Genomic DNA, 18585 nt, shown 5'->3' on the forward strand with positions numbered 1-18585 from the left:
TTCAGCCGCGACGGCCACCTGGCTGTGGAACCGTCGATATACCTTCCAGCATCGCGACAGCGGCCGCTCGCTGCACGCCGAATGGCTGCATTGGATCGCCCTCATGAGCGTGGGCGCCGTGGTCAATTACGCGGCTTACGCCGCCATCCTGATGCTTTATCCATGGTTGCATCGATGGCCCGCGGTGGCCGTGGCTGCCAGCTCTGCGGCCGCTTCACTGGTCAATTTTGCGACAGCTCGCGGCGTGCTTTTCAAGCGATCCAGGACGTCCGCATAAACCATTGATTCACAAAGAAAAAATACTGTGAATCCTACGTCAAACGTGTTACACTTCGTGGGTTGTTTCCAGGCCGCTCCAGCACGCACGGAAAGTGCGCGCATCGCGGCCCTTTTCATCATCAGGGAAGCCGATTGATGGCAGAACTCGCCAAAGAAGTCATTCGCGTCAACATCGAAGACGAGATGCGCCAGAGCTACCTCGATTACGCCATGAGCGTGATCGTGGGACGCGCCCTTCCGGATGTCCGCGACGGCCTCAAGCCTGTGCACCGCCGCGTCCTGTTCGCCATGAACGAACTGGGCAATGTCTGGAACAAGCCTTACAAGAAATCGGCCCGCGTGGTCGGTGACGTCATCGGTAAATACCACCCGCACGGCGACGCGTCCGTTTACGACGCCATCGTGCGCATGGCCCAGCCGTTCTCTCTGCGCTACATGCTGGTCGACGGCCAGGGCAACTTCGGTTCGGTCGATGGCGACAGCGCGGCAGCCATGCGATACACCGAAGTGCGCATGTCGCGCCTCACGCATGAGCTGCTGGCCGACATCGACAAGGACACCGTCGACTTCGGCCCGAACTACGATGAAAGCGAGCACGAGCCGCTGGTGCTGCCAACGCGCGTGCCCAACCTGTTGGTGAACGGCTCGGCCGGTATCGCGGTGGGCATGGCGACCAACGTGCCGCCGCACAACCTCAACGAAGTCATCGCCGCCACCATCGCGCTGATCGACGATCCGTTGCTGTCGATCGACGACCTGATGCACTACATCCCGGGGCCGGATTTCCCGACCGCCGGCATCATCAACGGTTCGTCCGGGATCATCGAGGCGTACCGCACCGGTCGCGGCCGCATCCTGGTGCGTGCCCGCACCGAGATCGAAACCGAATCGAACGGCCGCGAGACGATCCTCATCCACGAGCTGCCGTACCAAGTGAACAAGGCTCGCCTGATCGAGAAGATCGCCGAGCTGGTGAAGGAAAAGAAGCTCGAAGGCATCAGCGAGCTGCGCGATGAGTCCGACAAGGACGGCATGCGCGTGGTGATCGAAATCCGTCGCGATTCGATGGCCGACGTGGTGCTCAACAACCTGTTCCAGCAGACGCAGCTGCAGGTGACGTTCGGCATCAACATGGTCGCGCTGCTGGATGGCCAGCCGCGCCTGCTGAACCTCAAGGACATCCTCGAGGCCTTCATTCGTCACCGCCGCGAAGTGGTGACGCGCCGTACCATCTTCGATCTGCGCAAGGCACGTGCCCGCGCGCACATCCTGGAAGGCCTCACCGTCGCGCTCGCCAACATCGACGAGATGATCGAGCTGATCCGCACCTCCGCCTCGCCGCAGGAAGCACGCGAGCGCATGCTTGCGCGCAAGTGGCAGCCGGGCATGGTGGCAACGCTGCTCGAAGCGGCGGGCGCCGAGGCGTCGCGTCCCGAGGACATGGATCCGCGCGACGGCTTCAAGTCCGACGGTTACCAGTTGTCCGAAGTGCAGGCCCAGGAAATCCTGGCCATGCGCCTGCACCGCCTCACCGGCCTGGAACAGGAAAAGCTTTCCGACGAATATCGCCAGGTGCTGGAGACTATCCGCGGCCTGATCGAGATCCTGGAAGATCCCGCGCGTCTGCTGTCGGTCATCCGCGATGAGCTGCTCGTCATCAACGAGGAGTTCGGCGACAAGCGTCGTACCGAGATCCAGCATTCGCAGGAAGACCTCAACGTCCTCGACCTGATCGCGCCGGAAGACGTCGTCGTTACGCTCTCGCATACCGGCTACGTGAAGCGACAGCCGGCCAGCACGTATCGCGCGCAGCGTCGCGGCGGCAAGGGCCGTTCGGCCTCCGCGTTGAAAGACGAGGATTTCGTCGAGCAGCTGTGGGTGGTCAACACCCATGACACGCTGCTCACCTTCACCAGCACCGGTCGCGTCTACTGGCTCAACGTCTACCAGATGCCGGAGTCGGGTCCGAATGCGCGCGGCAAGCCGATGGTCAACCTGCTGCCGCTGGGCGAGGGCGAGAAGGTGCAGGCTGTGCTGCCGGTGCGTGAATACACCGAAGACCGTTTCGTGTTCTTCGCCACCAAGCAGGGCACGGTGAAGAAGACGCCGCTCACGGAGTTCGCGTTCCAGCTGCAGAAGGGCAAGATCGCCATCAACCTCGACGAGGGCGATGCGTTGGTCAACGTCGCGCTCACCGACGGCAACAGCGACGTGCTGCTGTTCGCCTCCAATGGCAAGACGGTGCGCTTCGACGAAGCGGAGGTGCGCTCGATGGGCCGTACGGCCACCGGCGTGCGCGGCATGAAGCTGGCGGATGACGCCGAAGTGGTCTCGCTGATCGTTGCTGCCGAGGGCGATATCCTCACCGCCACCCAGCGCGGCTACGGCAAGCGCACGACGCTCGACGAGTTCCCGAAGAAGGGTCGTGGCACGCAGGGCGTGATCGGCATCCAGTGCTCCGAGCGCAACGGCGCGCTGGTGGCGGCCACCCAGGTCACCGAAGCGCACGAGATGATGCTGATCTCCGACCAGGGCACGCTGGTGCGTACCCGTGTGGCGGAAGTCTCGCAGCTCAGCCGCAACACCCAAGGCGTGACGCTCATTCGCCTGCCGGCAGATGAGAAACTGGTGAGCGTGGTTCGTCTCGACGCAGAACAGGAGAACGGCGAAGGCGAGGGTGACGAAGGCCAGGAGATCCCGGGCGACGTCGGTACCGAACCGTCTGGCGAAGACCAGTAACCCGAACCTGGTTGGAACAGAAAAACCCGGCGAAAGCCGGGTTTTTCTTTGATCAGGTTTCCCACGCGTTCTATGGCGTAGCAGTCGCCGGACACGTTGGTCCAGACGCAACGGTCGACCGGGCAGACTTCATGGCCGCAGTGATCTATGATCCCGTCGTTCCAGTCAAGGCTGTCGGCTGCCGGGCGATCCAAGGATCACCAGCAGGATCAATATCGATCCGGAGACGAGACGCATGGCGCGCGGAGCTTATGGCGAGCAGCTTGGGCGAAGTTTCAACCTTGAAACACCTCCGACGCTTTCCAGCCCAACCCGATTTGGGCCATTGGTCGTCACTGAACTTCGTAGCGACGAACCCGGGTTCGGTTTCACCGCGCCGATGGCTACGGAAAGCGCCTACCTCTTGGGACTCCAGCTGCGAGGCATTGCGCATCATGAACTGTGGGTCGACGGACGCTCGGTTCCGGTCAAGCCGATCTCGCCCGGAACCACTCATCTGTACGATCTGGAATGCAATCCGATTTGCTTCACGGACCAGCCGTTTCACGACCTGTTCTTCTATCTGCCACGCGAAGCATTGACGGAGCTTGGCGAAGACTCGGGCACGCCAGGGGTGCGCGACCTGCGTTGGGAGAAAGGCGCTTTTCTTGATGACACGGTCGTACGCCATATCGGCTACGCCCTGTTACCGGCATTGCACGCGCAACAGCATACGAATCAAATCTTCGTCGACCACATGCTGGTGGCGCTGCGCACTCACCTGGTCGCCACGTATGGTGGATTGCGGGCGGCTCGTGTCGCGCCCGCATGCGGTGGACTTGCGCCTTGGCAGGAGCGACGCGCCAAGGAGTTGATGCGCACGCGGCTTGCTGATGGCGTTCCGTTGATTGAGCTTGCAAGGGAATGCGATTTGTCGCCCAGCACGTTTGTACGTGCGTTCAAACGAAGTACCGGGATGTCACCGCATCAATGGTTGCTGATGCGCCGAGTCGACCGAGCCATTGAGTTGATGAGCGATCGCTCGCGCTCGCTTGCCGACATCGCGTTGTCCTGTGGATTTGCCGACCAGAGTCACTTCACGCGGGTCTTCACGGCGCGTACCGGCGTGGGACCTGGCGTTTACCGCAATGCCATGCCCAGATCGCGGGATTGAGCTTTTACGCGTTGGGAGCTTTGCCTGCTTGGCCGTGCTCATCCAGGGCAAGCTGGATGTGACTCGCCTCGGACCGGGGCGTATAGCCGAGGCATCACTCGGAAAGCAGATTTGAACAATGCGCGCTTCAAACGTCCAATAACGGCCATTGGCATGGCGCAACCATGGGGCTCACCTCACTCACGGAGTGGAAGCCGCCATGTCACATCGTCCGTTTTCGCGCTTCAAAAGTCGGTATCCGATGGCCGGCTCGGTCCGGCATCACGCGTTCGTTGTTCTGTGCGCGGCTCTCGCATGGGCGGGCTCCGTCGCGGCACAGGAGGCCTCTCCGCAAGCTGGTGGTGCACGCGAGACGCCCCTGAGCATGGTCAATGCGCTTCACACGGCCTTTGGCGACCACCATGCTCGTGCGGTGCACACCAAAGGCGTCATGCTGGAGGGAACCTTTGAGCCCGCCGCCGAGGCGCGCACGGTCACGAAAGAGCCCATTTTCACCGGCGGGCCGCTAACCATCGTTGCGCGCTTCTCACTGTTCGCCGGCGTTCCTGATCTTCCGGACAATGCCGACGGCGCGTCGCCTGCGGGCTTTGCCGTCAAGATCAAGGCTGCGGATGGCGACGACTTCGATATCGAGACCAATCAGCATAACGGCTTCATCACCGCGACCTTTGACGAATTTGCCGTGTTTCTTCGCGCACTCGGCGCCAGTGGGCCGGGCGTTCCCCATCCCACACCCGTCGAAAAATATGTCGCGGCGCATCCTGGCGTCAAAGCCTTCCTGGAAAGCCGCACATATCCCGTGTCCTACGCGCAAGCCACATATTTTGGCGTCAATTCGCTCAAGTTCACCAATGCGCAGGGGAAATCGTCGTATGTGCGCTATCGCCTGGTGCCTCGCAGCGGAGAGCACTACCTGACACCGGACGAACGCAAGGCGAAAAGCGCCAGTTACCTTCAGGACGACATCCTGCAGCGCATCGGCAAAGCTCCGGTCGTGTTCGACTGGTATGTGCAGATTGCCGAGGCGGGCGACAAGATCGAAGACCCGTCCCTTGCGTGGCCGGACAGCCGCAAGCTGGTGAAGCTCGGCACCTTCACGCTCAACAAGCCGCCTGCCGATCCTGATACCGCACAACGGTTGTTGTTGTTCCTGCCCGGGCAGCCACATCCTGGCGTGGAAGCTGCCGATCCGATGCTGATCATGCGCAACACGGCTTATCCGATTTCGTTCGGGCAGCGCCAATAGCATTCGCTGTCGTGCAATGCGTGAACCCTGGCCTTGGCAAAGGAGCGTTGTCATGCGACCCACGATTACCACCATCACCACGGAGCACGTCGATCTGCTTTCGAGCAAGGATTTTGCTGAAACCGTGAAGGACCTGAGGGCCGAGCTTGGCAATGCAAGCATCGAAACGCTGATGGGCCGGCTGTCTGCCAGCAGTCATTGGAGCGATTACGCTGCCGAATGTGCGGAGTTCGCCGGAAGGAGCAACCTGATTGAGGTGGGATATCTCAACTGGGGCAAGGTTCTGTCCTTGTCAGGGACGCCGATGAAAGCGGGATGCTTCATCGTCGGCAATCCCGTGACTGCGCAGAAGCTGCTGGCGGCGGGAGGTGCTCAGGTCGGCCTGTACTTGCCAACGAAACTCATGGTATTTGAAGACCGCGATGGCGCCGTGCACGTTTCCTACGACAAGTTCCTGCCGATCATGGCGCCCTATGGCATGGCAGCGCTCGACAAGATAGCGGGAGCGATTGACGTGGTACTCGACAAATTGGCCATGGCAGCGGTGAACTGACCTGTCTGCCAAGTGGCATTAAAAGTTGTACGGGCCAGGAATGTCGACGGTGCGATGGCGGCGCGACCGGAATGGCATGGCGCTCGGTTGCTCGCCTGGCATCCTGTCGATATCGAGAGGCGGTTGCCACAGAGGCAGGAAACCCCGGCCATGCCGGTTTTTCCTCTTCACGCGATCAGGGTTTGAATCCTACCGATTGCCATAACGGAGCGGGGTCGTAGACCGCGCCCGCTTCAATGGTCTTGGCGACTCGCCGTGTGTTGCGGATGTCGGCGAGGGGATCGCCATCGAGCAGCACCATGTCGGCACGCTTGCCGACGGTGAGCGTGCCGACATCTTTGTCTAGGCCCATCACGTGCGCGGGCACGCTGGTCGCCGCCATCAACGCTTCCATCGGGGTGAAACCGGCCTGTACGTAGATTTCCAGTTCCCGGTGCAGCGAATAGCCGGGGATGGCCTGGTCCGTGCCGGCGACGACGGTCAGGCCCTGCCGGTGCAGTTCGCGCAGCGTGGCGAGCAGGTAGTCGTATCGCTTGGCGCGTTCGGGCGGTGCGCCAGGATTGTCGAGCGCGGCGGCAAGCTCGGGTGCCACGTGCGTGATGCCGGGTTCGATCGTGCTCAGCGGCGTGGCTTCCGGATGCAGGTCGAGCTCGAACAGGGCGATGGTGTCGTCGAAGACGATGTGACGTTCGCGGAACAGGGCCAGCTGGCGCTTGGCATCGGGCGTCGTGAAATCCAGGGGTGGAAGCGGCTTGTTGCGTTCCATGTGCAGCAGGTCGCGCGCCACGAAGTGGATGTGGTTGATGCCATCATAACCGCCCCTGACCGCCTGCTCGGTGGTCATGCCTTCGGGAACGTGGCCGGTCACCGTCATGCCCAGGCGATGTGCCTCCGCCGTGATCACCGGAACCAGTTCGTGTTTCATGCTGCTGTAGATCTTGATCTGCCGCGCCCCGACGTCCTTGTAGCGTTTGACCCATGCCCGCGCCTGGTCGGGCGTGTCCGCGATGATCGCGCCCAGCGAGATCGGCCCGCTGCCATCGATGACGCCGGCGATGAGAATGCGCGGACCGATGCCGCGCCCCCGGTCGATCGCGTCGCGCACCGAGGTGATGAAATCGAAGATGTTGCCGCAATCGCGCACCGTGGTGATGCCGGAGGCGAGGTACACCGGCCCCCATTCGACCTGCTCGTAATGGGCGTGCAGGTCCCAAAGGCCCGGGATGAGGAACTTGCCGTGGCCGTCGATGACCTCGTAGCCCTGGGTCGATGGATGGTCTGTCATGGGCGTGATACGGCTGATGCGGCCGTCGTCCATGAACACGGCAACGTCGTTCTTTGCTGGTGCACCGGTACCATCGATCAACGTGGCGTGCGTGACGACAAGGCGCTTCACGATGGGCTGTCGCCCTTTCTTGGCGAGTTGGTCCAGGCCATCGTTGGCCGCGCGCTGGATGAAGTCCGCCAGTGACGGTTCATAGGCTTCGCGCACGGCCTCGAAATGATCGAACTCCGCATCGCGCGTGACCAGGGCGGCCAACTGGTTGGCATCATCCATCCAAAGGGCCTCGTTGCCCCACGCGAGCCCCGATACCTGGTAGCCATGCAGGGTGACATCGCGACCGGCCACGCTGAGGTGGAGATCCGAAGTGGGCTGGATGCGGATGTCGTTGCCGGGAGGCGCCGCGATGCGATCGGGATGTCCCTGCGAGAGCCAGTACCTCATCAACATCTCCTGCATGGCGACGGGCGAATAGCCGTCCATCAGGAAGGTGTGGTCGTTGGCCGGATAGACCGTCGTCTTGCCGCCGCGCACGAGCGAGACCTGGTCGCGCGATGCATTGACGGAAAACGCGTCATTCAACTCGCTGGAACGCGATGAGCGGCCCTGGGTGGTAAGCGACAGAGGATGCGCTTCATCCGTTGCGCGATAGTGGGTCTTGAGCGGTACCGGCGTGCCGCGATCGGTAAACAGGAAATCCGATTCGAGCACGAGCTGGCCGTCCTTGCGCTCCAGCGTATAGGTCTCCTTGCCTATCGCGCGGGCGAACTTGTGCAGCACGAAGCTGCCGTGTTCGTTCGGCGGGGACGTTTGCGCGTGGATGCTGGATGAAGCGGAAGCAAGGATCAGGACGGCGAGGAACGCACTTGCACACTCCAGCTTCATGGATAGCTCCTGACGCGGGTGACGGGCGATCGGTCCATCGACACGGCGGTCGACGCGGGATGCGGCGACGGTATCCGAGCGGTATCGCGGGCGCCAGTGCGCGTGGTGGGATGCCGGTCAGCCCGGCGTCACGCTGATCTCGTCGACCCGGGTGGCATAGAACGCGAGGTGGCCTGCAATGGCGGCCACGGCTTCGTATGGATGTTCATACGTCCATACGGCATTGGCCGCCCGATCGCCGCCAAGCGGAATGCTGTAGTAGGCGCATTCGCCCTTGTAGGGGCAATACGTCTGGTGATCGGTTCTTTCGAGCAGCGCCATGTTCACGTCGCTGCGCGGAATGTAATGCACGGGCGGATACGACGCTTCGCGCAACGTCAGTGCGGAACGCGTATCGGCCACCACCTGGCCCGCGATGCGGACGACGATGTGGGAAGGGTCCGGCGTGATCTCGATCGGATGATCGGGTCCTGGGATGCGGTGTTCTTTCGCCATGGCGTCTGTCCCTCGCGGCAGCAAGGCACAGAGGCTACTCCGCAGGCGTCAGCGGCGCGTGAGCGCCACGCCGGGACCATCAGCCGATGGCTTCGAGCATGGCTTCGGCGGTCGACACGCGGAATTCGCCGGGCGCCTCGACCTGCAGCAGCTTCACTACGCCATCGTCGGCGAAAAGCCCAAAACGACGGGAGCGCAGCCCCATGCCATAGGCGTTGCCGTCCAGCTCCAGGCCGATCGAACGAGTGAAGGCGCCGTTGCCGTCGGCGAGCATCAGCAATCCATGTGGCACGTTCTGGGAGACGGCCCAGGCCTGCATGACATAGGCGTCGTTCACGGCGAGGCACATCACGTCGATGCCGCGCGCCTGGAACTCGCCGAAGTGCTGCACGTAACCCGGCAGGTGGCGGTTGGAGCAGGTGGGCGTAAACGCACCCGGCACCGCAAACATCACCACCTTGCGGCCGGCGAACAAAGTACCGGTATGGGTTTGCTCGATGGTGTCGCCGATCGCGCGGATCTCGACGTCGGGCAAGGTCTGGCCGACCTGGATGCTCATGGCTGGGGTCTCGGAAGGGTGAGGTGGAGGCCGGATCCTAGCGCCACCCGGATCGCTTGTCGCCTTGAATCACGCCGCGTTCGCACCCATCTCGGGGACCATAGAGACGGTGGCGAACGTCGCCATGCGGTACCCATATGAGTCGGGCGGGCGCGTGCCTTGCGATCCGGTGGGCGGGAGGCAGTTTCTTCCGCACGGGGCGGGCAGGTGGATCGCCGGGGAGTGGCAGTGGAATTCAAAGACTATTACGACATTCTGGGCGTAAAGCCGGAGGCGACCGAGGCCGAGATCAAGGCGGCCTATCGCAAGCTGGCCAAGAAATACCATCCGGACCGCAACAAGGACGCCGGTGCGGAAGAGAAATTCAAGGCGATCAACGAAGCGAATGAAGTGCTTCGTGACACCGAGAAGCGCCGTGCGTACGACGAGCTGCGCGCGGGTGGTTATCGCGGTGGCGAGCAGTTCCGTCCGCCGCCGGGTTGGGGGCAGGGCCATGGCTTCGATTTCGGCGGCGATGGCAGCGGCGACTTCAGCGATTTCTTCGAGAGTCTGTTCGGTCGTGGAGCCGGTTCGCGCGGCGCACCCAGGGCGCGCCGTGGTGGCGATGTGCATGCGCATGTGCAGATCGACCTGCAGACCGCCTTCGACGGCGGCAAGACGCGGCTGGCCCTGCAAGACGGACACGGCGCCGAGCGCGTGCTGGAAGTGAAGATTCCCGCAGGCATCCAGCCTGGGCAGGTCATTCGCCTGGCGGGGCAGGGGCATATGGGGACGGGCGGTGCACCAAACGGCGATCTCCTGCTGGAGGTGGGCATTCGCGACGATGGCCGTTTCCGCCTGGACGGCCGCAACGTGCTGCACGTGCTGCCCGTGACGCCATGGGAGGCCGCCTTGGGTGCGACCATTCCCGTGCCGACGCTGGCAGGTGCAGTGGACCTTCGCATTCCGGCTGGGTCGCAATCGGGCCGCAAGCTGCGGCTGAAAGGTCGCGGGTTGCCCGGCGCGCATCCGGGTGACCAACTGGTGGAGTTGTCGATCCGCGTACCGGCTGCCGAGTCCGATGCGCAGCGCGAGGCGTTCGAAGCGCTTCGCGACCAGTTTCCGGATTACAACCCGCGGCAATAAGGCCATCTGGATGGCCAAAGAAAACGGCGCCCAGGGCGCCGTTTTTCGTTACTTGTGCACCGCGCCCGATCAGGCGGGCAGCAGTTCCTTGAGCGTGTGCACCAGTTCCTCTTCCTTGATCGGCTTGGTGACATAAGCCTTTGCGCCCTGGCGCAGGCCCCACACCTTGTCCGTTTCCTGGTCCTTGGTGGTGACCAGTACGACCGGGATATGCGAGGTATCCGGATCCTTGCTGATGGTGCGGGTGGCCTGGAAACCGTTGAGGTTGGGCATCACCACGTCCATCAGGATCAAGTCGGGGCGTTCACGCCTGGCCGCCTCGACGCCCGCCGCGCCATCTTCCGCGGTCAGGGCCTCGTGCCCGAGCTTTTCGACGATGCGCTTGATGCCCAACAGCTGCGACGGCGAGTCGTCGACGATCAGGATGCGTGCCATAAGGTGGAATTCCCCTTGTTGTTTCGTTGGATTCTAAGACGCTGTCGCCGCGCTTTCCAAGCGCAGCGGTCAGGCGGTCGCGCCTACGCGCACCAGAGTACGCCCGAATGACTCGCCCGCGAGCATCTGGTCGAAAATCGTGGGTAATTGCTCCAGCGTGATTTCACGCGTGGCGATGCGTTCCAGGTGCTGCGGCTTCCAGTCGGTGGCGAGGCGCTGCCACACGCGGTCGCGGATGTCCCGTGCCGTGCCCGCCGAGGCGATGCCCAGCAGGCTGGCGCCGCGGATGATGAAGGGCAACACGGTACTTTCGAAGCCGGCCCCGCCGGCGTTGCCGCAGATGGCGACGTTGCCGTAGGGCGCGATCAGCGGAAGCAGGCCGGCGAGCATGTCGCCGCCGACATTATCCAGCGCACCGCCGAAGCGGGCCGAATCCATCGGCTTGCCGCTGAAGACGAGCTGGTGGCGGTCGATGCACTCGGCAGCGCCGAGGTCACGCAGGAAATCGAAATGCACTGCCTTGCCGCTGATGGCATGCACCGCGTAGCCCGCGCGCGTGAAGATGTCGATGGCCAGCATGCCCACGCCACCGGTGGCGCCGGTGACGGCGAGCGGGCCGAGCGCCGGCGTCTGCCGGTTGTCCTCCATGCGCAGCAGCGCCAGCGCAGCCGTGAAGCCGGCCGTGCCGATGATCATGCTTTCGCGAAGGCTCAGCTCTGTCGGGAGCGGAATGGTCCAGGCGGAGGGCAGGCGGATGAATTCGCCATAGCCGCCATCGCGTACTTCGGAAAGACCGCTGCCGGTGCATAGCACGGCATCGCCTTCCTTGAAGGCCGGATCGGTGGAAGCCACGACGGTACCCGCCGCGTCGATGCCGCCGTTGAGCGGATATTGCCGGAGGATCTTGCCTTTGCCGGTACCGGCCAGCGCGTCCTTGTAGTTGACCGACGAATATGCCACCCGGACCAACACTTCACCTGCGCTGAGTGCATCGGCGTCGAGTGTCTCGATTCTGCCGCGGTAGCCCGCGTCGTCGTTGTGGATGCGCAGGGCGCGAAAGGCGGAGGGGGAACTCATGGGGGATTCCTTTGCGGCGTGCCGTGCAGCGTTTTTCAGGCGTCGACGATGCGCTTGTCGACCAGGCGCGAAGCGCGCTCGCCCTCATAGGTGGGCATCCAGTCGAACAGGGCTGACATGTCGTCTCCAAACCATACACTTTCGTGCTGACCGGGCGTAATGAAACCTTCGTCGGCCATATGGTCGACCATTCCGCGCAACGCGTCGTAGTACCCGCGCACATTGAGGAAAGCGCAGGGATACCGGTGCAGACCCAATTGGGCCCAGGTCAGCATCTCGAACATCTCGTCCAGGGTGCCAAAGCCGCCGGGCAGGGCGACGAACGCATCGGACAGTTCGAACATCCGCGTCTTGCGCTGGTGCATGGTCTCGACCACCACCAGTTCGGTGAGCCCGGTGTGTGCGACCTCGCGCTCGACCAGCTGGCGAGGGATCACGCCGATGACCTTGCCGCCACCGGCCAGCACCGCATCGGCCACCGTACCCATCAGGCCCACCTTGCCGCCGCCATAGACCAGCGCGATGTCGCGCCTGGCCATTTCAGCGCCGAACGCGCGGGCCTGTTCCATGTACTGGGGATGCTTGCCGCTGCTGGAGCCGCAATAGACGCAAAGGGCGGTGGGTTGGGGCATGGGATGGACATTTACGTCTGGAGGGGAGTGTTCGTCATTCCGCCGCAGGTCGGAATCCCGTGGCGACATGGCTCGATTGTCGCGAAGAAACCAACCGGTCTCATCGTTTCGCGACAGCCGTACGGTATCGCTACGGGATTCCGGCCTTCGCCGGAATGACGGCGGAAAACAAACGGCCCGCTCATGTTGCCACGAGCGGGCCGTGGATCCCGTGTCACCGGCCATCCATGGCCTGCACGGGACAAGGGCAGCCTGCCCTCAATTGCCCTTGTGGATCGCGCGCTTGTCGACCGACAGCGCCGCCTCGTGGACGGCTTCCGACAGCGTCGGGTGCGCGTGGACGATGCGGGCGAGGTCTTCGGAGGAGCCCTTGAACTCCATCGCTACCACACACTCGGCGATCAGCTCGGACACGCCCGGGCCGACCATGTGCACGCCCAGGATGCGGTCCGTTTCGGCGTGGGCGAGCATCTTCACCTGGCCGATGGCCTCGTTCATGGCCACGGCGCGGCCGATGGCTGCGAACGGGAAGGTGCCGACCTTGTACGGCACGCCTTCGTCCTTCAGCTGCTTCTCCGTCTTGCCTGCCCAGGCGATTTCCGGCTCGGTGTAGATCACCCACGGCACGGTGTCGAGGTTGATGTGGCCCGCCTTGCCGGCGATCCACTCGGCCACGGCCACGCCTTCCTCGGAACCCTTGTGCGCCAGCATCGGGCCGCGCACGGCGTCGCCGATGGCCCACACGCCGTTCACGCCGGTGTGGTTGTGCTCGTCGACCACGATGCGGCCGCGCTCGTCCAGCTTCACGCCGGTGTCGGCGGCCAGCAGGCCGTCGGAGTAGGCGCGACGGCCCACGGCGACCAGCAGCTTGTCGACCACCAGGTCATGCGCGCCGTCCTTGTCCTCATAGGTGAGGGCGACTTCGTTGCCCTTCACTTCGGCCTTGGTCAGCTTGGCGCCGAGCTTGATGTTCAAGCCCATCTTGGCGAATTCCTTGGCGGCGATCTTGGCGATGTCCGCGTCGGCCACGCTGAGGAAGTCCGGCAGCGCTTCGAGCACGGTCACATCCGAGCCCAGGCGCTTCCACACGCTGCCCAGCTCCAGGCCGATCACGCCGGCGCCGATGACGCCCAGGCGCTTGGGCACTTCGGTGAAGTCCAGCGCGCCGGCATTGTCGACAATGAACTTGTTGTCGAACTTGGCGAACGGCAGCTCGATCGGCACCGAGCCCGAAGCGAGGATCACGTTGGTGGCGCTGATGGTCTGCTTGGAACCGTCGTTGCCGGTGATCTCAACTTCATTACCCTTCAGCAGCTTGCCCTTGCCGAAGAACGGGGTGACCTTGTTGGCCTTGAACAGCTGGCCGATACCACCGGTGAACTGCTTGACGATCTTGTCCTTGCGGCCGATGAAGGTGCCGAGGTCAACCTTGGCGCCTTCCACCGTGATGCCGTGCACCGGCAGGTTATGCGCGATGTTGTAGTACTGCTTGGACGAATCCAGCAGCGCCTTGGACGGGATGCAGCCCACGTTGAGGCAGGTGCCGCCGAGGGCCTGCTTGCCATCCTTGCCGACGAAGGCATCCACGCAGGCGGTCTTCAGGCCCTGCTGCGCGGCGCGGATCGCGGCCACATAGCCGGCAGGGCCGGCGCCGATGACGATGACGTCGAATTTTTCGCTCATGTCGCTTCTCGCTTTATCCCTCTCCCGTCGGGGGAGGGTGCCCATAGGGCGGGTGGGGGTGCGTGCGGAGCGAGGCGTTTCGGCAGGACCGAACCCTCACCCCAACCCCTCTCCCGCAGGGAGAGGGGCTGACGCGGGGACTTAGATGCCCAGCAGCATGCGCTGCGGGTTTTCCAGCTGGTTCTTGATGTCGACCAGGAACAGCACCGCGTCCTTGCCGTCGATGATGCGGTGGTCGTAGGACAGCGCCAGGTACATCATCGGGGCGGCGATCACCTGGCCGTTCTCGACGATGGCGCGCTCCTTGATGGCGTGCATGCCCAGGATGGCGCTCTGCGGCGGGTTCACGATCGGGGTCGACAGCAGCGAGCCGAAGGTGCCGCCGTTGGTGATGGTGAAGGTGCCACCCTGCAGGTCGTCCAGGCCCAGCTTGCCGTCACGGGCCTTCTTGGCGTAGTCGACGATGCCGCGCTCGACGTCGGCGAAGCTCATGTCCTGCACGTCGCGCAGCACCGGCGTCACCAGGCCCTTGTCGGTGGACACGGCGATGGAGATGTCCTGGTAGCCGTGATAGACGATGTCGTTGCCGTCGACCGAGGCGTTGACCAGCGGATGGCGCTTCAGCGCTTCGGCGGCAGCCTTGACGAAGAAGCTCATGAAGCCGAGCTTCACGCCGTTCGCCTTCTCGAACGACTCGCCCAGCGCCTTGCGCATCTTCACCACTTCGGCCAGGTTCACTTCGTTGAACGAGGTGAGCATGGCGATGGAGTTCTTCGACTGCATCAGGCGCTCGGCGATGCGGGCGCGCATGCGGGTCATGGCCACGCGCTCTTCCGGACGCGAACCCGGCGTGGGCTTGGCAGCCGGCGTAGCGGCGGCCGGAGCGGCGCCACCCTTGCCGACGTTGAGCAGGTCTTCCTTGGTCACGCGGCCATCGCGACCGGTGCCGGCCACCTTGGAGGCGTCGATGTTCTGTTCCGTGGCCACGCGCAGGCCGGCCGGCGAGAGGTCGGCATTGCCGGCGGCCGCAGCCTTCGGAGCGGCCGGCGCGGCAGCAGGAGCCGACGCGGCGGGGGCAGCAGCGGCCGGAGCCGGTGCTGCGGCGGCAGCGCCTTCCTCGATCACCGCGATGACCTGCTGGCTGGTCACGGTCTCGCCGGACTGGAACTTGATTTCCTTCAGTACGCCATCGACCGGCGAAGGCACTTCGAGCACCACCTTGTCGGTTTCGAGGTCAACCAGGTTTTCGTCGCGCTTGACCGCTTCACCGGCCTGCTTGTGCCAGGTGGCGATGGTGGCGTCGGAGACGGATTCGGGCAGGACGGGAACTTTGACTTCGATGGACATGTGAATTCCTTGAGTTAGTGCGCTCATCCCTGAACGCTAAGGTCAATAAGCGGCTATCCATAGCCGCACTATTCAAATTGGGTGCGTCCATCCGTGAACGCAAAAGTCAAAAAGCGGCCATCCATGGCCGCACTTTTCAGGATTTTTTTATTCGGCCGCGTGATCGGTGCCGATCGGCGAAACGAGTGCCTGCTCGACGAGCGCAGCCTGTTCGGCGACGTGCGTGTTCAGGTGGCCCGCTGCCGGCGCCGCGGAGCGGGCGCGACCGGCGTACGACAGGCTCTGCTTGCTGCCGACGCAGGCCTGCAGGTGATGGCGGATCTGGAACCAGGCGCCCTGGTTCATCGGTTCTTCCTGACACCAGATGACTTCCTTGGCGGCGCTGTACTTCTCCAGCTCGGCCGTGACCTGCGGACGCGGGAACGGATACAGCTGCTCGACGCGCACGATGGCGACATCGCTGAGGCCGCGCTTTTCGGCGTCTTCCAGCAAGTCGTAGTAGACCTTGCCCGAGCACAGCACCACGCGCTTGACCTTCTTGGCGGCCAGTTCGCGATGCTCCGGGATCACCAACTGGAAGCTGCCCGTGGCCAGCTCGTCCAGCGTGGAGACCGCCAGCTTGTGGCGCAGCAGTGACTTGGGCGTCATCACGATCAGCGGCTTGCGCGTCGGGCGCACCATCTGGCGGCGGATCATGTGGAAGGCCTGGGCCGGCGTGGTCGGCACGCAGACCTGCATGTTCTCCATCGCGCACAGCTGCAGGAAGCGCTCCAGGCGGGCGGAGGAGTGCTCCGGGCCCTGGCCTTCGTAGCCGTGCGGCAGGAACAGCGCCAGGCCGCACAGGCGGTTCCACTTCGACTCGCCCGAGCTGATGAACTGGTCGATGACGACCTGGGCGCCGTTGGCGAAGTCGCCGAACTGGCCTTCCCAGATGTGCAGGGTGTAAGGGTCAGTGGTGGCGCTGCCGTATTCGAACGCCATGACCGCTTCTTCGCTGAGCAGCGAGTCGATCACTTCGACGTCGGCGCCGTCGCGCACCGTGGCCAGCGGCATGAAGGTGTAGCCGGTCTTCTGGTCATGCAGCACGGCATGGCGATGGAAGAACGTGCCGCGACCCACGTCCTGGCCGACCAGGCGCAGGTTGTAGTTTTCGTCGATGAGCGTGGCGTAGGCCAGGTTCTCGGCGAAGCCCCAGTCGCCCGGCTGCTCGCCGGCGGCCATCTTGGCGCGGTCTTCGTAGATCTTGGCCACGCGCGACTGCAGCGTCATGTCCTTGGGCGTCACCAGGATCTGGTTGGCCAGTTCCACCAGGCGCTGCCTGGGCACGCTCGTGGGGGTCTCGGTGGACAGCTTGCCGCCGATGAACTTGTCCCAGTCGACTTCGATGTCCTTGATGAGCGCGGTGGTCAGCTCGGTCATCGGCTCGCCGGCTTCCAGGCGGGCGCGATAGTCCTCGAACATCTTCTGGCCGTCGCCATCGGCGATCACGCACTGCTTGACCAGCTCCTGCGCGTACAGGTCGCGGGTGGTCGGGCGCTTGCGGATGATCTGGTACATCACCGGCTGGGTGGCGGCCGGCTCGTCGGCCTCGTTGTGGCCGTGGCGGCGGTAGCACACCAGGTCGATCACCACGTCCTTGCGGAACTGCTTGCGGAAGTCGTAGGCGAGGCGGGTGGCCTGGATCACCGCTTCCGGGTCGTCGCCGTTCACGTGGAACACTGGCGCGTTGACCATCTTGGCCAGGTCGGTGCAGTACAGCGTGGAGCGGGTGTCCTGCGGGTTGGAGGTGGTGAAGCCCACCTGGTTGTTCACCACGATGTGCAGGCTGCCGCCGATCTTGAAGCCGCGGGCCTGGGACATGTTGAACAGTTCCATGTTCACGCCCTGGCCGGCTAGCGCCGAGTCGCCGTGCACGATGACGGCCATCGACTGCTTTCGCTCGGTGTCGCGGCGACGGATCTGGCGCGAATGCACCGAACCGGCCACTACCGGATTGACGATTTCAAGATGCGACGGGTTGAACGCCAGCGCCACGTGGGTGCCGCCGTTGGGCGTCTTGACGTCGGCGGAGAAGCCCATGTGGTACTTCACGTCGCCCGAGTGGGCCGGATCATCCGGATGGTCCCACTTGCCTTCGAACTCGTTGAACAGGGTGCGCGGCGGCTTGCCCAAGATGTTGACCAGCATGTTGAGGCGGCCGCGATGGGCCATGCCGATCACTACTTCCTTGATGCCGTTGTCGCCAGCGGCGCGGACCATGTCGTCCACCATCGGGATCAGGCTGTCGCCGCCTTCCAGCGAGAAGCGCTTCTGGCCCACGTACTTGGTGTGCAGGTAGCGCTCCAGACCCTCGGCGGCGGTCAGCCCGGCGAGGATGTGCTTCTTGCCTACGGCATCCAGGCCGGCATTGCCGTTGGCCTGCTCCAGGCGGGTGTAGATCCAGTTGCGCTGTTCATGATTGCTGATGTGCATGAACTCGACGCCGAGGGTGTTGGTGTACACCTTCTTCAGTCGAGCCAGCAGGTCGCGCAGCTTCATGCGCTGGCCGCCACCGGCGAAGTTGCCGCAATCGAACTCGGTATCCAGGTCGGCGTCGGACAGGCCGTGGAACGAGGGTTCCAGGTCGGGCGCCGGCAGCTTCTCGGCCAGGCCGAGCGGGTCGAGGTTGGAGGCGAGGTGGCCGCGCGAGCGGTAGGCGGTGAGGATGCGCAGCACGCCGGCCTGCTTGCGGGCGTGGGCGTCGTCCACCGGACCGGCGGCGACGGCAAACCCGTTGCGGCGCTGCTTCTGCGCGGCTTCTATACGCGCAATGGCCGCAGAGTGAGGCATATCCCCCGACTCGCGGCCCTTGAAAGTCTCGAAATATTTGCTCCAGGTGGCGTCGACCGACGACGGGTCTGCCAACCAGGATTCATAGAGCTGTTCAACGTAATCGGCGTTGCCGCCGGCGAGCTGGGAGGATTCAAAGAACTCGCGGATCAGATTAGTGCTCACGTCACCACCGGTGAGGAAGGGAGGCTTGCAGCGGTTCCGGCCGGGGATGACCGGTTGGCTGGGAAAAATCCCGTTAATTATAGCCTTGGGGTGCTGCGACG

15 protein-coding genes are annotated in these 18585 nt (G+C 63.8%); 6 read left to right on the top strand and 9 right to left on the bottom strand.

Annotation, left to right across the window (positions count from 1 at the left end; genetic code table 11):
- From VFG49_RS06925 to VFG49_RS06945, 5 genes are all read left to right on the top strand, one after another.
- Nucleotides 1-277, top strand: a 277-nt coding sequence (locus tag VFG49_RS06925) for a GtrA family protein (RefSeq protein WP_324858817.1), incomplete at its 5' end; no start/stop codon positions are given.
- A gap of 137 nt (nucleotides 278-414) precedes the next feature.
- Nucleotides 415-3018, top strand: a complete 2604-nt coding sequence (gyrA, locus tag VFG49_RS06930) for a DNA gyrase subunit A (RefSeq protein WP_324858819.1) — start codon at nucleotides 415-417, stop codon at nucleotides 3016-3018.
- 235 nt (nucleotides 3019-3253) lie between these two features.
- Entirely contained in the window at nucleotides 3254-4171 is a 918-nt protein-coding gene (locus VFG49_RS06935; RefSeq protein WP_324858820.1) for an AraC family transcriptional regulator, read from the top strand.
- A gap of 199 nt (nucleotides 4172-4370) precedes the next feature.
- Nucleotides 4371-5417, top strand: coding sequence for a catalase family peroxidase (locus tag VFG49_RS06940; RefSeq protein WP_324858822.1), 1047 nt, complete (start codon nucleotides 4371-4373; stop codon nucleotides 5415-5417).
- A 52-nt stretch (nucleotides 5418-5469) separates the two neighbouring features.
- Nucleotides 5470-5970 (top strand): DUF302 domain-containing protein, encoded by a 501-nt coding sequence (locus VFG49_RS06945; protein ID WP_324858823.1) that lies wholly within the window; start codon nucleotides 5470-5472, stop codon nucleotides 5968-5970.
- A gap of 175 nt (nucleotides 5971-6145) precedes the next feature.
- Here VFG49_RS06945 and VFG49_RS06950 read toward each other — a convergent pair whose 3' ends face one another.
- The 3 genes from VFG49_RS06950 to VFG49_RS06960 form a co-directional block, all read right to left on the bottom strand.
- Nucleotides 6146-8137, bottom strand: coding sequence for an amidohydrolase family protein (locus VFG49_RS06950; RefSeq protein ID WP_324858825.1), 1992 nt, complete (start codon nucleotides 8135-8137; stop codon nucleotides 6146-6148).
- Nucleotides 8138-8254: 117 nt separating this feature from the next.
- Entirely contained in the window at nucleotides 8255-8632 is a 378-nt protein-coding gene (locus tag VFG49_RS06955) for a DUF427 domain-containing protein (protein WP_324858827.1), read from the bottom strand.
- Between the two features lie 79 nt (nucleotides 8633-8711).
- Entirely contained in the window at nucleotides 8712-9191 is a 480-nt protein-coding gene (locus tag VFG49_RS06960; RefSeq protein ID WP_324858829.1) for a peroxiredoxin, read from the bottom strand.
- Nucleotides 9192-9419: 228 nt separating this feature from the next.
- On the opposite strand from VFG49_RS06960, the gene VFG49_RS06965 reads away from it, so the two are divergent.
- On the top strand, nucleotides 9420-10316 hold the full coding sequence (locus VFG49_RS06965) for a DnaJ C-terminal domain-containing protein (RefSeq protein ID WP_324858831.1): 897 nt from the start codon (nucleotides 9420-9422) through the stop codon (nucleotides 10314-10316).
- A gap of 69 nt (nucleotides 10317-10385) precedes the next feature.
- On the opposite strand, the gene pilH is transcribed toward VFG49_RS06965, so the two are convergent.
- The 6 genes from pilH to VFG49_RS06995 all read right to left on the bottom strand — a co-directional run bounded on the left by pilH (nucleotide 10386) and on the right by VFG49_RS06995 (nucleotide 18484).
- The gene (gene pilH / locus VFG49_RS06970; protein ID WP_324858833.1) at nucleotides 10386-10751 is read right to left on the bottom strand and encodes a twitching motility response regulator PilH; all 366 of its coding nucleotides are present in this window, start codon (nucleotides 10749-10751) and stop codon (nucleotides 10386-10388) included.
- A gap of 69 nt (nucleotides 10752-10820) precedes the next feature.
- Entirely contained in the window at nucleotides 10821-11828 is a 1008-nt protein-coding gene (locus VFG49_RS06975) for an oxidoreductase (RefSeq protein ID WP_324858835.1), read from the bottom strand.
- Nucleotides 11829-11863: 35 nt separating this feature from the next.
- A complete protein-coding gene (locus tag VFG49_RS06980) occupies nucleotides 11864-12460 on the bottom strand; it encodes a TIGR00730 family Rossman fold protein (protein ID WP_324858837.1) in 597 nt (198 codons plus the stop codon).
- Nucleotides 12461-12718: 258 nt separating this feature from the next.
- Nucleotides 12719-14143, bottom strand: a complete 1425-nt coding sequence (gene lpdA, locus VFG49_RS06985) for a dihydrolipoyl dehydrogenase (RefSeq protein WP_324858839.1) — start codon at nucleotides 14141-14143, stop codon at nucleotides 12719-12721.
- A gap of 141 nt (nucleotides 14144-14284) precedes the next feature.
- Complete coding sequence (gene odhB / locus VFG49_RS06990) at nucleotides 14285-15490, bottom strand: 2-oxoglutarate dehydrogenase complex dihydrolipoyllysine-residue succinyltransferase (RefSeq protein WP_324858841.1); 1206 nt, start codon at nucleotides 15488-15490, stop codon at nucleotides 14285-14287.
- 147 nt (nucleotides 15491-15637) lie between these two features.
- On the bottom strand, nucleotides 15638-18484 hold the full coding sequence (locus VFG49_RS06995; protein ID WP_324858844.1) for a 2-oxoglutarate dehydrogenase E1 component: 2847 nt from the start codon (nucleotides 18482-18484) through the stop codon (nucleotides 15638-15640).
- Between the last annotated feature and the right edge of the window lie 101 nt (nucleotides 18485-18585).

Origin of the sequence: Dyella sp., assembly GCF_035685885.1 — a bacterium.
GTDB lineage: Bacteria > Pseudomonadota > Gammaproteobacteria > Xanthomonadales > Rhodanobacteraceae > Dyella.

Coding starts and splice junctions, on each gene's coding strand:
- gyrA (WP_324858819.1), top strand. CDS start 415: ATGGCAGAACTCGCCAAAGAAGTCATTCGCGTCAACATCGAAGACGAG.
- VFG49_RS06935 (WP_324858820.1), top strand. CDS start 3,254: ATGGCGCGCGGAGCTTATGGCGAGCAGCTTGGGCGAAGTTTCAACCTT.
- VFG49_RS06940 (WP_324858822.1), top strand. CDS start 4,371: ATGTCACATCGTCCGTTTTCGCGCTTCAAAAGTCGGTATCCGATGGCC.
- VFG49_RS06945 (WP_324858823.1), top strand. CDS start 5,470: ATGCGACCCACGATTACCACCATCACCACGGAGCACGTCGATCTGCTT.
- VFG49_RS06950 (WP_324858825.1), bottom strand. CDS start 8,137: ATGAAGCTGGAGTGTGCAAGTGCGTTCCTCGCCGTCCTGATCCTTGCT.
- VFG49_RS06955 (WP_324858827.1), bottom strand. CDS start 8,632: ATGGCGAAAGAACACCGCATCCCAGGACCCGATCATCCGATCGAGATC.
- VFG49_RS06960 (WP_324858829.1), bottom strand. CDS start 9,191: ATGAGCATCCAGGTCGGCCAGACCTTGCCCGACGTCGAGATCCGCGCG.
- pilH (WP_324858833.1), bottom strand. CDS start 10,751: ATGGCACGCATCCTGATCGTCGACGACTCGCCGTCGCAGCTGTTGGGC.
- VFG49_RS06975 (WP_324858835.1), bottom strand. CDS start 11,828: ATGAGTTCCCCCTCCGCCTTTCGCGCCCTGCGCATCCACAACGACGAC.
- VFG49_RS06980 (WP_324858837.1), bottom strand. CDS start 12,460: ATGCCCCAACCCACCGCCCTTTGCGTCTATTGCGGCTCCAGCAGCGGC.
- lpdA (WP_324858839.1), bottom strand. CDS start 14,143: ATGAGCGAAAAATTCGACGTCATCGTCATCGGCGCCGGCCCTGCCGGC.
- odhB (WP_324858841.1), bottom strand. CDS start 15,490: ATGTCCATCGAAGTCAAAGTTCCCGTCCTGCCCGAATCCGTCTCCGAC.